We start from the raw sequence: 15,193 nt of genomic DNA on the forward strand, positions 1-15,193 counted from the left end.
GCGACCGATCGACAAACGAGAATAAGTACGCCTCATCGGTGAATAGCCTCGCGCATTGATTCTTGCTCTGCCGATGGTCGATCAATTGCTCTGAGTGAGTAAGGCACAAAGCATTTGAATCATGCGACTTTAACCACGCCGGGCTGCGCTCGGGCAGGTAACCGTAACTTGTCGGCTTTGCATGCGAGTCACTCCATGAATATCCGCGGCTGTTGGAAGTGGCGAGGTGGCCGAGGACTTGATTCCCTTGTAACACTGCCGCTATTCAGATCGTACCTTGCGTACTACCCACTCGAACAAATCTGATGGCCATGAAATTTACTGGGACGAAGAATTACGTCGCAACCGACGATCTCAAGGTGGCCGTCAATGCCTCGATCGTGCTGGAGCGCCCGCTCCTCATCAAGGGCGAGCCCGGCACCGGCAAGACGGTGCTGGCGGAGGAAGTGGCGAAGGCGCTGAACGCGCCGCTTCTGACCTGGCACATCAAGTCCACCACCAGGGCGCAACAGGGCCTCTATGAATACGACGCGGTGTCGCGCTTGCGCGACAGCCAGCTCGGCGATGCCCGCGTGTCCGACATCAGGAACTACATCAAGCGTGGCAAGCTGTGGGAGGCGTTCACCAGCGAGCAGCGCCCGGTGCTCTTGATCGACGAGATCGACAAGGCCGACATCGAATTCCCGAACGATTTGCTGCTCGAGCTCGATCGCATGGAATTCCATGTCTACGAGACCGGCGAGACGATCAAGGCCAAGCAGCGCCCGATCATGATGATCACCTCCAACAACGAGAAGGAGCTGCCGGATGCTTTTCTGCGCCGCTGCTTCTTCCACTACATCAAGTTCCCCGATGCCGAAACGATGGGCCGCATCGTCGACGTCCACTTCCCCGGCATCAAGAAGCGTCTCGTCGAAGAAGCGCTGCGCATCTTCTTCGAGGTGCGGGAGGTGCCCGGGCTGAAGAAGAAGCCGTCCACCTCGGAGCTTTTGGATTGGCTCAAGCTCCTTCTCAACGAGGACATGAGCGTCGGGCAACTGCGCGAGCGCGATCCGCGCAAGCTCATCCCGCCGCTGCACGGCGCGCTGCTCAAGAACGAGCAGGACGTGCACCTGTTCGAGCGACTGGCGTTCCTCGGCCGTCGAGAGGTCTAGCCATTCAAGAATTCGATATTGGCCGTCAGCCGGAGTTCTTGATATTCAGGTCTCCGTTTATTCTGACCGGAGTCGATGAGATGGGCCACTCCCAAGTGGAAAAAGCGAAAAGTCGGGAGCGTATTCTGGATGCCGCCGCAGTTCAGATCCGGAAGTTAGGATTGGACGGCCTCAGCATTGCAGAGCTGATGAAATCGGCAAAGTTGACGCACGGCGGTTTCTACGGGCATTTTGACTCGCGCGATCAGTTGATCTCCGAGGCTTTGGCAAAGGCTCTCTCGGAAGGCGGCCCGGAATCCGCACGCGTGGGAAGCACGAACGGTCCGCGCACGCTCAAAGCGCTGCTAAACAACTATCTCAGCAAAGCGCATCGAGACGATCGGAGTGTGGGATGTGCGGTAGCGGCGCTGGCTGGAGACGTTGCGCGAAGCGATCGAAGAACGCGCGAAGTCATGACGAACTATCTCTCCCAGTACTTCGACAACGTGGCTCAGCTGGTGGAAGGCGAGCACCCAGACGAATCCGCCATTGCCATCGTCTGCACGATGGTCGGAGCGGTCGCTCTCTCGCGGGTCGCAAGAGATCGCTCGATGTCTGACAAGATACTGCGCGCGGCCCAACGGAGCATTCTCGATCTTGTGGAATGCCGCGAAGTAGCTGAAGAATAGCAGGTCCATATGACGCGCTCGGTGGATGCATCGAAGCTCAAGACCTAACGTCGATCGCTCCCAGGCCCGAAGGAAAGACGAAGACGACGATGAAGCTCTACGATTTCGGACCTGCGGCGAGCGCTCAACGCGTTCGTGTCTTCTTGGCCGAGAAAGGCCTCGAACTGCCGACCGAACAACTGAACGTCCGGGAAGGGGCGCAGTTCACCGTCGCCCTCACCGAGATGAATCCGTTTCATTGCGTCCCCTTCTTGGAATTGGACGATGGCACGGTCATCGCGGAGTCCCTGTCGATTTGCCGCTATCTCGAAGAACTATACCCGCAACCCGCTCTTTTTGGGGGCACGAGCACCGAGCGCGCCGTGGTCGACATGTGGTTGCGGCGGTTCGAGCTGGATGGCCTTGTTCCGATGCTGCACGCCGTGCGCAATTCCCTGCCTGTTTTTGCCGGTAGAGTGGTGCCGGGCACGCGGAATAGTCTGCCGCAATTACCCGCACTGGTCACTCGTGGGCGCGAAATGATGGAAATCTTTCTCGGTCGCGTGGAGCCGCACATGGCCAAGAATGCTTTCGTCGCCGGTCCCCAGTTCAGCGTCGCAGATATCACCGGGTTCTTCGCCATACGCTCGGCCAACGCGCTGAACATGGATATTGGCGCGCGCTATCCTGCCGTCGCGGCGTGGTTTGCCAAAGTTTCGGCGCGCCCGTCCTTTCAGCTCTGAGGAGGCCCGTATGAAAACTCCAGTTTGCCTCGTCACCGGGGTGGGTCCTGAGAACGGCACTGGCGCGGAGATCGCCAGACGTTTCAGCGAGGGCGGCTATCGGGTCGCGATGATAGCCCGCAATGCGGAGAACCTCCGTAACATGGCATCGAAGTACGAGGGCGCGCGCGCTTATCCTTGCGATGTCAGTGATCTCGAGGCGTTGGTCCGGACGCTCGCTCTCATCAGGACCGAGATGGGTGCTCCTCAAGTCGTGGTTCACAATGCTCTGCGTGCAACGCGGGGAAGCATCCTTGCCATGGACCCCGACGATTTGGAGAAAAACTTCCGGGTCAATACCACCGCGCTGCTCCATCTCGCCCGCGAGACTGTTCCGCAGATGTTGGAGGCAGGAAAAGGCGTAATTCTGGTCACTGGCAACACGTCTGCCTTTCGTGGAAAGGCCAACTGGGGCTTCTTCGCGTCAACCAAGGCGGCCCAGCGGATTTTGGCCGAATCGATGGCGCGGGAGTTCGGGCCGAAGGGAATTCATGTCGCCTACTTCATGATCGACGCAGCGATCGACACTCCCCGCACCCGCCCGATTTTGGCGGCGGACAAGCCCGACGATTTCTTCGCAAAGCCTGCCTCCATAGCGGAGGAGATGTTTCGGGTCGCCCATCAGGACCGGTCGACGTGGTCGTTCCTTGTCGAACTACGCCCGTTCGGCGAGACTTGGTAAGGGTAATCGAACTGCCGAGCGTGGCAGATCAGATGGTCAAGCTTGCTCTGGCGTCCTGGGCCGATTTGACCGGGATCACGCAACCCGTTGCAGTCGCTTCTGAGCTGACCTCTGACCGACAAACCAGGACCTGGTGTTGGTCAATTCCGCTTCCAGAAAGCGCCAGACCTGCTTGGTCATCTTTCTGAGGTCGCTTTCGCGGCGACGGAGCAGCCATAAATCCAGAATGGCCGCCTCGTCCGGAAGCACACGCACCAAGCCTTCGGCCAAGGCAAACGGCACCGGCAGAAACGCCAACCCAAGCCCTTCTGCCGTCGCAGCGAAATGATTGACGACCGGCGTAAGCGACAACGTACTCCGGGCGTTCGCAGCCGAATTGAAGACCGTCAACAACGTGATGTGACTGGTGCGTTCGTTGTGAAGCCTGCCGTACTCGGCCATGCTTCCGATCAGTTCATGGTCGACCAACTCGTTCAGAGACCTCGGCGCACCACGCTCCGCCAAATAGCTGTCAGATGCAAACAGACCAAAGGCAATGGTTCCGACGCGGCGTCCGACGAGTTCGCTGTCACCCGGATGTCCTATCCGAATGACCAGATCGAGATCGCTGGTGGCAAGGTTCTGCTGCTCGACGGTGGAATTGATCTCAAGTCGGATCTGAGGATTCAACGCGCGCAACTTCTTGACCCGAGGCAGGAGCCAGTGCTTGGTCAGGCCTTCTGTGGCGGAGATCTTGACGGCGGTCGAACGATGGCCGACCCGCAAGGACAGATCCCGGTGAAAATCCTCGAAAGAACGAACCATCTCTTCCGCCGAGCGGAGAAGGTCCTGTCCCTCCTGGGTCAATTTCACTCCGGACGAGACCCGAAAGAACAGCGGCGCACCGATATTCCGCTCCAACTCCTTCAAGCGCCTGCTAAGAGTCGGCTGGCTCATGCCCAAGTCGCGCGCGGCCCTGTTGACGCTTCCGATTCGTGCCACCGAAAAGAAGAGCCTGAACAGATCCCAATTGGTTTCGGTCAAGCGAGGTTTGTGTTGGGTAGTACCGGTCGCCTCCATCCCCGTGTTGCGGGGCTCCCCTTCGGAGAAAGGTCCGCCGCGCGTAGCTTCGCCACCCACCACGTTCTCCATTTCCACCCCCTTCGAGACATGTCCGAGCGGAGATAAAATGACGCTCGTCATCTTTGGCTCAGGATGATGCTTGTCATGCAGAACGTCAAGCGGGGGATTGAACACAAATCGGTGGGAAACAACAATTGAACAAGCGTTCACTACATGGTTTCAGAGTTGTGAAGACTGTGAATCGAGCACACCGGCTGGTTAACTTCAGCTGTGTGGGTCCTTTGCGCAAGAGAGCCGAATTCGCCTCTCCTGATGAGTTGTTCAGCCCGGCAAGCTTTGTAAGGCCCCTTACACCTTCCAGACGAGCTGTCTGAGAAATCTCCGGCACCCTTAAGTACGACTTCATAAACCACACCGCGAACGCGGCGAGTTGAGTTGTGGACGTACTGCATACCGTCGCTTCAGGCTTCCGCCGCGGACAGTTTATCTACGTATGGCCCAAGGTCCGCAGCGAAATGCTCGTGCTTCAACAAACGACCGAAGTGTCCCATCATGCGTGGATACTCGTTGCGGACACCACGATGGAGTATTCTGCTTAGGCTTAGCTCCTCCAGCTGACGCGCTCGATAATGTTCGTTCATGAAAAGAGCGAACTCAGTGGCGAAGCAGATATCGGCAAGAGAAATGTTGTCGCCGACCAGCCCCCGGCGGAAGGGTGAGAGCGCTTGCTCAAGTCCGGAGGCGTAGATCGAGAAAGCTTCTTGAGCTCTCGCGTGGATTGCCGCGTCCACTGTCCCGTCTGACAGCGCGAGAAGGTAGATCTCAGCGTCCCGTGCAAAAATCAGGCTTACATCCAGAAAACTGTCGATCCTGGAAGTCTCGTAAGCATCGTGCCCATAGAGAGGGAAATCGGTCTTGCTCAGGCGTGCCACCGCTCGCATGATGCTATTCGATTCGAAGATGCCGAGTTTTCCGCCGGGAGCGAACGCGGCGGGAACGTTGCCGAACGGGTGGGCATCCATGAACGCTTCGGTCTTGAACAGGCGTTCTCCTGTCATCCCTATCCTGCCAGTCCGGGCGAGCGGCGAGTACGCATGCCATTCGTAGGAGGCTACGGGGGCGGCATTGTAATCCCAGAGCCAGCCCTTCAACTCTTTCGCAGGGGCACCTTTGATCTCGATTTCAACTCCTGCAAATCTGCCCGCAATGGTCGCCTTCCAAACTCTTGGATTCGGCAAATAGGAAAAGATACGAAGGTCAGCCATTGTAAGCCACTCAGAGATGCAGTCACCTCGGATGTGTCAGAGGACTAAAGGCCTATCGGAGTTCCTAGCAATCAAAAATCTGCATATCGCCCTAGCCACCAATGAATAACCGCCGCGAACTGCTATAGGCGCGTGTGCGTCACCGCAGGCCTAACGCATCCAAGCTGGGCACTCGACTTTGCAAAGCACGGCGTGCCGAAGGTGGCGAGCTTTACCAGAAGAGACGCTTCAGACCCGGCAAGTCAGGCTGGGCAAATAAGACAAGGCCTGGACACGACCTTCAGTGTTGGTCAAGGGCGTGTTGCGGCCGGACGATGCCGTGCGATGCATCGCTGAGGGCGCAGACGGCGTCATCCTGTCGAATCACGGCGCTCGGCAGCTGGGGATGCGATCTCTCCGCCTCAGGTCTTGGCTGAAGCACGAAGCAAGATCACACAACCGATCCTCATCGACGGCGGTTTCCGCCGCGGCGCGGACATCGTGAAGGCGCTCGCTCTTGGAGCAAACGCGCTTCAACTTGGTCGCGCGACACTCTACGGGTTGGCGGCTCGGGGGAAATTGGTGTCACGGAAGTGCTCAATCGACAACACCATGGCACAAATTGGTTGTTCCTTGATTGCGGACCTCCGCCCGGATTGGATCCTGAAGATCGATTGCCTCTGGCCGCTCGCTCCTGACTGAACGATTCCGCCGGATGTTCTGTCGCCATTTCCACCCGTAGCATAACGTTCGGCCGGCGTATGGCCCTTTGAGCGGAACCATTCTCCGATGAATAACGCCTAGCCGAATTTGCCGGCGCGCACACCATACGTCCGGCCTATTGTTCGCATGACAAACGCTGAGCGCCAGAGCGAAAAGCAACATCAGTCGCCTCACCAACATTACATCCAGGGAGATTATCATGCACTCACGTCGGAAGCTGATGAAGGCCGGCCTCGCCGCGGCCGCATTCGCCGCCACCAAGGTCAGTGCGCAGGCCGCTGGCGAAGCGTCGTCGCGGAGCAGCGGGAGCGAGGAACTGCCTCGCAAGCTGACGGTCTTGTCGATCCGCCAGGAGGACGGGCGCGAAACCATGGGCGTGAAGACCGCCGCCGGCGTGCTCGACGTGGCCGCCGCGACCAAGCTCCTCGGATTGTCGGCGCCGCTCACTTTGGAGGCGCTCCTCGTCAACGGCGGCAATGGGGAGCTGAGCACTCTCGTTGACACTGCTCTCAAGGCGCCGAACGCGAATGCTGCGTTCTTTGACGAATCGAAGATCAAGTTCGGGCGTCTGTTCACCAAGCCAGGAAAGATCGTCTGCCTCGGCCTCAATTACCGCGAACACGTCGAGGAGACGGGGCAGAAACTGCCTCCCCTACCCATCCTCTTCAACAAGTACAACAACTCGCTTGCACCACACATGGCGTCGGTCCGGCTTCCGCCCCGCGACGTCTGCTACAAGTTCGACTATGAGACCGAACTGGTCGTCGTGATAGGCCGCAGGGCGAGCAATGTCCGCGCTGAGGATGCCCTGTCATACGTTGCCGGTTACGCCGTCGGCAACGATTTTACGTCGCGAGATCTGCAGCTTGAGGTCCCCGGCGGCCAGTGGATGGTTGGCAAGACGCTCGACGATTTCGCCCCCATCGGTCCATATTTCGTCTCCGCCGATCAGATCGATCCCAACAATCTGGACCTCGAGACTCGCGTGAACGGAGAAATACGGCAATCGTCGAACACGACGAAACTGATCTTCAATCCTCAGAAAATCATCGCCTACGCCTCCCGGCTGTTCGCGCTCGAACCAGGAGACATCATCTTCACCGGAACGCCTTCCGGCGTGATCGTCGGATATCCCAAGGAGAAGCAGGTCTGGTTGAAAGCGGGCGACAAGATCGAAAGCACGATCCAGGGGCTGGGGACGCTATCGTTCACACTCGCCTGATTGCGCTCACCGATCATGAGATGAGTGTCCATTGAGCGATCGAGGCAGGCACCGATATCGGTCCGTGCAGCCAGGTTCGTCAGAGCTTTTGTCTACTCATCCCAATTCCAGCACATACCCTCGCTTCTCGGGGAGAGATCAAGATGTTTCGTTTCGACAGAGTGACGGTTTCGCTTACGGTCGTGCTGCTTTGGCTGTCGCCTTTGCACGCGCAACAGATTGGAGGCGCGCCGTCCATTTCAGCACAAAATGGCCGGACGGCCCGTATGGACGAAATTCCATACAGCCCTCAGACGAAGATCACGGTCGAACGCCAGGGACAGGTCGTATTGATCGGCATCAATCGGCCCTACATCGACAACCGCATCGACCCAGAGGCGCTGGAAGGACTGGCGAGAGCATACTATGACTATGATCAGGACCCGTCGCTTCGCGCCGCCGTCCTGTTCGGCCATGGCGATCGCTTCTCCAAAGGCATAGATGTCGATGCCACCAAATCGTTCACCCAGTCAGGAAGGAAACTTCTGGATGGCCCAGGTTTTATTGACCCGACGGGTCGGAGCAAACCAAGGCTCACGAAGCCACTGGTCATTGCGGTCCATGGCGACACCTGGAACTTGGCCCATGAGCTCTTCCTTGCCGCGGACATACGCGTCGCTTCGGAAGACACGGAGTTCGGCCAGGATGAAAATGCGCATGGCCGATTTCCTGGAGGCGGCGCCACGATCCGCTTTCCGAGAGAGGCGGGTTGGGGAAACGCCATGCGATACATTTTGACGGGAGACCATTGGGGAGCGAAAGAAGCCTTCCTCATGGGGACCGTCCAAGTTTTGGCTCCAAACCGGGAGGCCGCTCTCACGAAGGCGATCGAAATTGCGAACAAGATCGCTGCGTCCGGTCCGCTCGGCACCAAAGCCTCTCTCGCCAGCTCCCGCATGGCGCTTGAAGAATCGGAGAGCGCGGCCATGGCGAAGCTCGGCGAACAATATTTCGCACTGCTCAAGACCCGTGATTTCCAAGAAGGTCGGGATGCCGAAGCTCAAAAGCGTCCACCGGTTTACGAAGGACGCTGATTGAGAGATTCTTGTGGTCGCCCGTCCAAGCGAGCACACGCGGGCCGGCCACCCACGGCTGTCGTCTGCTCGCGAGGTAGACGAGGAGGTTCGCCAGATCGTCGGGGGTCCCCGGGACCCGAGCGGGATCGAGGGGGCTAGGTAATCCTCGAACTGCGCGTTCTCCGTCGCGGTCGCGTTCGCCCGGCGAGCCTGGCCGAGATTGGTCCCGGCATGCCAGCCGGGAGCGATCGCGTTCACGCGCACGCCGTCGTTTGCGTACTCAATGGCGAGCTGGCGTGTGAAACCGATCACGCCCGCCTTTGTGGTCGTAGGGAAGGCTGGCGACCGGAAAGCCGGGATAGACTCCGACCATGCCGAGATATGAGCTGATGTTGACAACAGATACGGCGGGGCTCTTCAGCAGCCGCGGCATCAGCGAGCGCGTGCACAGAAACAGGCCGCGCAAGTTCACCGAGAAGACTCGATCCCAGTCCTCCAGCGTCACCTCGAGCAGCCGGTCAGGTAACGACGTCACGCCCGCATTGTTGACGAGTACGTCAAGCCGGCCGGCGGCGGAGACGGCGTTCGCCGTCATGGCTTGAACGGAGCGTTCATCGGTCACGTCGACTTCGACGGCGCGGGCGGACTGGCCGCGGGCTCGCAATCCGAGGGCAGAATGCCCGGCTACACGTGATTCCGGAGCTCGCGCGAAACGCGGCCGAGCTAGTCGATGTCGCCCGGTCATCTTTATCTGGTGCGCTTCCACATCAGAGAGCGACGCGCAAAGATCCCGATGCGGCGATCAGCAAGATCGTATCCGCGATCACAAACAGCCTTGAAGTTCTGCCCGACACCACCCCTGTGGAACCCAAGCCGCCGCGGCCGATCCACGCTACTGAAGACGTGCGTCAGCTTGCACACGATCGCATCGCCAAGGATGGCTATACGCTGCTATACGACTTCGTCGGGCCTCACAATGCCGACCGCGTCGAAAACACGACCCGTGCTCTGAGCCTATATCGCAATGAGCTGACGAGGAAGGTTATCCGGTTTCTTGCCGGCATAGAGCGGAAACAGCCTCGCGATCCGAGCATGTCCTTCGATCTTCCTTCCGAGCTCAAGGAGCTCGAGCCAGAGCGTTGGAACTATTTGGACGTCTACCAGCTAAAGACGGACCTTCGTTGCCTGATGATACCGGGACGGAACTGCCCTATTAACCCCGCCTCGAATTTTGCCGTCCGGAGATCGAGCCGCCCGCGCAACGGACTGTCTCGATCAGCAACGTGAGCCCGGATCAAGATTCGGCGAGGCGGAGGGGCGGTCGCTCTCCGCCAAGAGCTGCCGCTCTTCAAAAAAGAGGGTATTCGGTACGTCCTAAACGCTCTCGTCCCGCCTAGGGACCGGAGAAAATCCGCCAGTGCAGCAGAGAGTACGGAGGATCAGAATTAGGACGATGTTCGAACACCCCTTCAACATCCGTTCCGATCGAGATGGTCTGCATCGGATCGCCGAGCAAATTGCCCACCATCCGCACACCACCGGCATGCGGGATCTCCACAAGCACGGCGAGGTACGGCCCGTGCTCTTTCAGGACCGGGTGCGAAGGATGCGAGACCCGCTCCCAGCTGAAGATCCGTCCACGAGGATCGATCTCCGTCCATCCGGGATCGAAGGCGTGGCATTGATGACAGATCCACTCCGGCCCAAATTGCCAGGTGCTGCAATGGCTGCACCGTTGCACCATGAGCCTGTTGCGGCGCAGTCCCGCCCAGTACGGCGCCGACAGGCCATCGAGCTCGGAGACGGGAATAGGCAGTCCCTCGGGAAGATAACTTGTCCCCCTCTCGCTGCTCACAGTGTCGCCTCCGAGCCGAGAAGAAGATTGCTGACCGGCGTCACCATGGGGCCGCCGATGACCATGGCCACGTCGTTCCGCTTCGACTGACTGGTCGAGACGCCGCGCACCTGGCGTACGGCCTCAAGCACCAGCTCAAAACCGTGCATGTAGCATTCGGCAAGATTTCCGCCGCTGGTGTTCAGCGGCAGGTGGCCGGACGGAGCCGTCAAGTTCTCAAACGTCAAGAATTCGTTGGCTTTCTCCGGCTTGAAGAAGCCGTGCTCCGCCAGCGCCATCACAACGCCGCCCGTGAAGTTCTCGTAGCACTGAACGACGCCGACATCGGACGGACCGAGGCCGGTCATTCCATAGAGATCAGGCGCCACCGTATCGAAGCTCGCGCTGGCATAGCGCGGCGAGTTGTGAGGGCTCGCTCCCGTGCGATAGCCGGACCCGACCGCCGCGCCGAGCAGGTAGACCGGCTTGTTGCGATACTCTTTGGCACGCTCGGCCGGCACCAGCACGAGCGCGGCGGCGCCGTCATTCTCCATGCAGCAGTCGTAGAGATGAAACGGCTCGGCGATCCAGCGCGACGCATCATATTTGGCGGCATCGAGCGGCTTGCCGTACATCACCGCGCGCGGATTGGCCTGCGCATGGTGGTAGGATGCGAGCGCGATCGCACGCAGTGCCTCCTGCCTCACGTCATGCTCATGCATATAGCGACGCACACGCATGGCAAATCGCTGAGGCGGGGCCAGCACGCCGTAAGGCATCAGATAGGCTTTCTCGCCGGAGATCGTCTCGATCCCGGTCGTCGTCTGCCCGAACCGGCCATATTGACCCTGCGCGAGCGAGCGAAACACCACGACGCAATCCGCAAGCCCCGCGACGATCGAAGCGGCCGCATTGGCGACAGCAGCGCAGCAGCCACCGCCTCCCCCGCCCCATTGCATGGTAGCTGCGCGAAGGCGGCGCGTTCCGAGCGCTGCTGCGAGCCGCGACGCTTCGCTCCGCTCCTCGCTATAGGAAGCGAAACCATCGATGTCGCGCGGATCGATCCCAGCATCGCTGCAGGCCGCGAGAATTGCCTTCAGCGCCAGCTTGAATTCCGGATCCGGAGATCCACCGTGGCGATAGTAGTCCGTCTCGCCGATCCCGATGACGGCAACCCGGCCCCTGAGCGTTCGTTCGGGTTGCGCCCGCACGCTCATACCTTGGCGTCCTGCCGCGGCCGTCGCGCCGCATCAGCGCCAAAGACGCCCGCGCTCGCAAGTCGTCCAAGGCGGGAATCGTCATAACCGAGTAGTTCGCGCAGCACGCTTTCGGTGTGCTGCCCGACGGCCGGGGCCGCGACGGGATCCACGATCGGCGTGCCTGAATAGCGGATCGGCAGGGTGACATTCGGGATCCAGCCCAACTTCTCGTGCGGAATGCGCGTCACTATTCCGCGCTCGCGGGCTTCCGGCGAGCGGATCGCCTCGCCGACGGTGCGCACCTGCCCGCAGGGAACGCCGGCCACGCGCATCCGCGCTTGCCAATATGACCAGGGTTGCCGCGCAAAGGCTTCACCGAGAATTGCGAACAGCTCGTCCCGGCGCCGGATGCGGTCCGGGCCGGTCGCGTAGATCTCGGCTTCGGCAAGATCGGCGCGATCGATCACCTGCGCCATCAGGCGTTGGAAGATCTTGTCGTTTCCGCAATTGATGTAGAAGGTGCAATCCTGCGCCCGGAAGACGCCCGACGGGCAGGTGTCCGGACTGGTATTGCCGTGACGCTGCGGGTTCGCCCCACTGAACAGATGCTGCATCGTCGCGTAGCCCGTCATCAACACGGCGCTGTCGAACAGCGAGACCTCGATCGCCTGGCCGAGGCCGCTACGTTCGCGGGCGACCAGCGCGCCCAGAATCGCGTTGCAGGCCATCATGGCCGTGCTGATGTCCATGACCGGCGACAGCGCCCGCACACCCTCGCGGTCGGCATAACCGTTCATGGACACGAAACCGCTCTCGACCTGCGCGATCGGATCGAAGCCGAGCCGGTCCGCAAAGGCGCCCTCGCGCCCGTAAGCCGACACCGAGCAGTAGATGATGTCGGGTCTGATCTTGCGGCAGGCCTCATAGTCGAGCCCGAACCGTTCCATGACGCCGGTCGAGAAATTCTCGACGACCACGTCTGCGGTGGCGATCAAGTCGCGCGCGACTGCTACTCCCTCCGGCATCTTGAGATCGAGCGCTACGCTCCGCTTGTTGCGATTGGTCCAGACGAACGGCGCGCCATGCTTCAGATCGGGATGGACCGGCGGATAGCGGCGAAGATCGTCGCCGGGGCCGGGCGCCTCGATCTTGATGACCTCGGCCCCCATGTCAGCCAGGATCATCGTTGCGAACGGCCCGGCGATGAAGTGGGAGAAATCGACGACCCGTATCCCATCCAGCGCTTTCGGCGCACCGGGGCGGCGCGGCGCATATTCGGGAAAATCAGCCTCGATGTTGTCCAACATGTTGCATCCATTCTTTCGCCACGCGTTAATCCCGACCAGCCAGCGCGCCGGCTAGTGCCTCTGGTTGATTGCCCTTCGGTTGATCGACCATCGTGCACCCGCCCTGCTCGATCGGACGGAATGCCTCGGGTCCGCTCAACATGCCGATATTCTCGAGCAGGTCCCACTTGCCTTCCGAGGCCTTGGGCGCTTTGACCTTCAAGATGTACATGTTGTGAAGGGCGCGGCCGTCCGCCCTCACCACGACGGGTCCGAACAGGGCGTCCTCGATCGGCCGCTCCTTGATCTTCCGGATGACGGCCTGTGCGTCGTTGGTCCCGGCGGCGAGCGCCGCATTGAGATAGGCCAGCACCGACGAATAGACGCCGGCGTGGAACGCTGTCGGCGACTGCCCGTGCTGGCGCGCGCTGAATTTCGCCGACCAAGCCCTGCTGGCATCGTTCAGGTCCCAATAGAATGGTTGCGTGATGATCAGCCCCTGGCCAACGGCAAGGCCGCTCGCCTCGACGTCATTCGTCGTGGTCAGCAGCGCGGCGAACGTCTTGCCATTCTGCTTCAACCCGAACTCCGATGATTGCTTGATGAGGTTGACCGTATCGCCGCCGGCGGTGGCGAATGCAATCACGTCGGCGCCCGAGGCGTCCGCCTGCAGGATGAACGAGGCATAATCCGCGTTGTTGATGGGGACGTTGACCGATCCGAGCACGGTACCGCCGCCGGCGCCGATCACCGATGTTGCGTCGCGGACCATGGACTTTCCGAGCGCATTATCGGTGGCAATGAAATACCACTTCCTGCCGCCGTGATGCACGAGATAGTTGCCGATCGTGTGCGAGGCCGCCCAGGTATCGAACGTCCACTGGATTGTGTTCGGCGAACAGTACTTGCCGGTCAGGTCGGACGTCGCCGCACTGGAAGCGATCAAGGCCGCCTTGCCACCGCGGACCACCTCGTTGACGGCAAGTCCGACGGCCGAGTTCGGCACATCCGCGACCGCATCGACCTTCTCCTGGTCGATCCAGCGGCGCGCAATCGCGGCCCCCACATCCGCCTTGTTCTGATGATCCGCCGAGATGATCTCGACCTTGAAATCCGGATGCTGCTGCATGACCTCTTCTGCTGCGATCTTCGCCGCGGTTACCGATCCCTCGCCCGCGTTGTCCGAATAAGGACCTGATGCGTCGTTGAGGATGCCGATCTTCATGGTGCGTGTTGTATCGGCCATAGCGGCCGAACAGGCCGTCACGACGAAAAGAGATGCTCCGATCAGGCGCAAAAAACTCTTCATATGTTTCCTACCACGAACGTTTTTCTTTCAGAGATCAAGCACGAGCGTTGCTGATTTCACGCCCGAGCAGCAGATCATCATGGTTTTGTTCGACGCCTGATCTTCCCCGCTCAGGAACTGGTCCCGATGGTCCGGTATACCGTCGAGCACGCGCGTCTCGCAGGTCCCGCAGACACCTTCGGAGCAGGCGTAGTTGGCAGCTATTCCGGCATCCAGCAGCGCATCCAGAATGGTCTTGCCGGCTTTGACCGCGATGGTCCGATTGCTGCGCGCAAGCTTCACCTCGAAACCTCCGGTCATCGCGGGCGGATTCTTGGCCTGGAAATACTCCACATGGACGCGGTCGGCGGGACGATCGGCGGTCGCCGTCTCGAATGCTTGAAGCATCGGTTGCGGTCCGCAGCAGTAGAGATGTGCCTGCGCCGGCGCCTGCCGGACGATCGCGGCCAGATCGAACACCTGCCCGGAACGCTCGTCATCGAAGTCGAGGCGGAGATGCCCGTTCCATCTCAACGCCTCGATCTCGTCGAGGAATGCCGCGGCCGATCGTGTCCTCGCGGCATAGACGAGCTCGAACGAGCGGCCCAGCGCGTCAAGACGGCGCGCCATCGACAGAAGCGGCGTAATTCCGATTCCGCCGGCGATCAGGAGCGAGTGCTCGGCCTCTTCGCAGAGCGCGAAGTTGTTGCGCGGCTTGGACACCCTGACAATGTCACCTACCCTGAGATTGTCATGGACAAATTGCGAGCCACCGCGGCCGGCGAGCTCCCTGTTGACGGCGATGACGTAGCGATGTCGCTCGTGCTGATTGTTCACAAGCGAATAGCTGCGGATCATCCCGTTCGGCAGATGAAGGTCGATATGAGCTCCAGCAGTGAAAGGGACGAGGTCGCGGCCATCCGGCGCCGCCAATTCATAGGAATTGATCCGGTCGGCCTCATAGCTGATGCGCTTGACGCGGAGCTCGAGCGTATCGTCAATCACGAGCGGGCGC

At 60.3% G+C, this 15,193-nt stretch carries 16 protein-coding genes and 1 pseudogene; 9 read left to right on the forward strand and 8 right to left on the reverse strand.

Annotation, left to right across the window (positions count from 1 at the left end; translation table 11 throughout):
* The first annotated feature begins 311 nt into the window (after positions 1-311).
* From BM118_RS25205 to BM118_RS25220, 4 genes are all read left to right on the forward strand, one after another.
* On the forward strand, positions 312-1,154 hold the full coding sequence (locus tag BM118_RS25205; protein WP_092188579.1) for an AAA family ATPase: 843 nt from the start codon (positions 312-314) through the stop codon (positions 1,152-1,154).
* A gap of 80 nt (positions 1,155-1,234) precedes the next feature.
* Positions 1,235-1,822: a TetR/AcrR family transcriptional regulator gene (locus BM118_RS25210; protein ID WP_092188581.1), complete on the forward strand. Its 588-nt coding sequence runs from the start codon at positions 1,235-1,237 to the stop codon at positions 1,820-1,822.
* A gap of 89 nt (positions 1,823-1,911) precedes the next feature.
* Positions 1,912-2,544 (forward strand): glutathione S-transferase family protein, encoded by a 633-nt coding sequence (locus BM118_RS25215; RefSeq protein WP_092188351.1) that lies wholly within the window; start codon positions 1,912-1,914, stop codon positions 2,542-2,544.
* A gap of 10 nt (positions 2,545-2,554) precedes the next feature.
* Positions 2,555-3,265 carry an SDR family NAD(P)-dependent oxidoreductase gene (locus BM118_RS25220; RefSeq protein WP_092188353.1) on the forward strand — a complete coding sequence of 237 codons (711 nt, stop codon included), beginning with the start codon at positions 2,555-2,557 and terminating at the stop codon, positions 3,263-3,265.
* Positions 3,266-3,340: 75 nt separating this feature from the next.
* Here BM118_RS25220 and BM118_RS25225 read toward each other — a convergent pair whose 3' ends face one another.
* Positions 3,341-4,447, reverse strand: a complete 1,107-nt coding sequence (locus BM118_RS25225) for a LysR family transcriptional regulator (RefSeq protein WP_244550239.1) — start codon at positions 4,445-4,447, stop codon at positions 3,341-3,343.
* 341 nt (positions 4,448-4,788) lie between these two features.
* A complete protein-coding gene (locus tag BM118_RS25230; protein ID WP_092188355.1) occupies positions 4,789-5,592 on the reverse strand; it encodes a glutathione S-transferase family protein in 804 nt (267 codons plus the stop codon).
* A 280-nt stretch (positions 5,593-5,872) separates the two neighbouring features.
* Between BM118_RS25230 and BM118_RS42765 the strand changes: the two are divergent.
* From BM118_RS42765 to BM118_RS25250, 4 genes and pseudogenes are all read left to right on the forward strand, one after another.
* Positions 5,873-6,076: pseudogene (locus BM118_RS42765) on the forward strand (alpha-hydroxy-acid oxidizing protein); the annotation flags it as partial.
* Complete coding sequence (locus tag BM118_RS42770; RefSeq protein ID WP_092188357.1) at positions 5,983-6,273, forward strand: alpha-hydroxy-acid oxidizing protein; 291 nt, start codon at positions 5,983-5,985, stop codon at positions 6,271-6,273. The pseudogene BM118_RS42765 and the gene BM118_RS42770, both read left to right, overlap by 94 nt.
* Positions 6,274-6,514: 241 nt before the next feature.
* A complete protein-coding gene (locus tag BM118_RS25245; protein ID WP_244550240.1) occupies positions 6,515-7,516 on the forward strand; it encodes a fumarylacetoacetate hydrolase family protein in 1,002 nt (333 codons plus the stop codon).
* 143 nt (positions 7,517-7,659) lie between these two features.
* Positions 7,660-8,589 carry an enoyl-CoA hydratase-related protein gene (locus tag BM118_RS25250; protein ID WP_244550241.1) on the forward strand — a complete coding sequence of 310 codons (930 nt, stop codon included), beginning with the start codon at positions 7,660-7,662 and terminating at the stop codon, positions 8,587-8,589.
* A gap of 262 nt (positions 8,590-8,851) precedes the next feature.
* Here BM118_RS25250 and BM118_RS25260 read toward each other — a convergent pair whose 3' ends face one another.
* On the reverse strand, positions 8,852-9,316 hold the full coding sequence (locus BM118_RS25260) for an SDR family NAD(P)-dependent oxidoreductase (RefSeq protein ID WP_143099522.1): 465 nt from the start codon (positions 9,314-9,316) through the stop codon (positions 8,852-8,854).
* Between BM118_RS25260 and BM118_RS41695 the strand changes: the two genes are divergently transcribed.
* Complete coding sequence (locus tag BM118_RS41695; RefSeq protein WP_177234640.1) at positions 9,262-9,858, forward strand: hypothetical protein; 597 nt, start codon at positions 9,262-9,264, stop codon at positions 9,856-9,858. The two genes, BM118_RS25260 and BM118_RS41695, sit on opposite strands and share 55 nt — an antisense overlap.
* Positions 9,859-9,964: 106 nt before the next feature.
* Here BM118_RS41695 and BM118_RS25265 read toward each other — a convergent pair whose 3' ends face one another.
* From BM118_RS25265 to BM118_RS25285, 5 genes are read right to left on the reverse strand one after another with little or no spacing between them, the layout of a single operon-like run.
* Positions 9,965-10,426: a Zn-ribbon domain-containing OB-fold protein gene (locus BM118_RS25265; RefSeq protein WP_092188365.1), complete on the reverse strand. Its 462-nt coding sequence runs from the start codon at positions 10,424-10,426 to the stop codon at positions 9,965-9,967.
* Entirely contained in the window at positions 10,423-11,622 is a 1,200-nt protein-coding gene (locus BM118_RS25270; protein ID WP_092188368.1) for a thiolase C-terminal domain-containing protein, read from the reverse strand. The genes BM118_RS25265 and BM118_RS25270 overlap by 4 nt, the downstream gene beginning before the upstream one ends.
* Entirely contained in the window at positions 11,619-12,911 is a 1,293-nt protein-coding gene (locus BM118_RS25275; RefSeq protein ID WP_092188370.1) for a CaiB/BaiF CoA transferase family protein, read from the reverse strand. Before BM118_RS25275 ends, BM118_RS25270 begins: the two co-directional genes overlap by 4 nt.
* Positions 12,912-12,936: 25 nt before the next feature.
* Positions 12,937-14,199 (reverse strand): ABC transporter substrate-binding protein, encoded by a 1,263-nt coding sequence (locus BM118_RS25280; protein ID WP_092188372.1) that lies wholly within the window; start codon positions 14,197-14,199, stop codon positions 12,937-12,939.
* A 27-nt stretch (positions 14,200-14,226) separates the two neighbouring features.
* Entirely contained in the window at positions 14,227-15,183 is a 957-nt protein-coding gene (locus tag BM118_RS25285; RefSeq protein ID WP_092188374.1) for a PDR/VanB family oxidoreductase, read from the reverse strand.
* Positions 15,184-15,193 lie beyond the last annotated feature (10 nt).

Source organism: Bradyrhizobium sp. cf659 (assembly GCF_900113725.1).
Classification (GTDB): domain Bacteria; phylum Pseudomonadota; class Alphaproteobacteria; order Rhizobiales; family Xanthobacteraceae; genus Bradyrhizobium.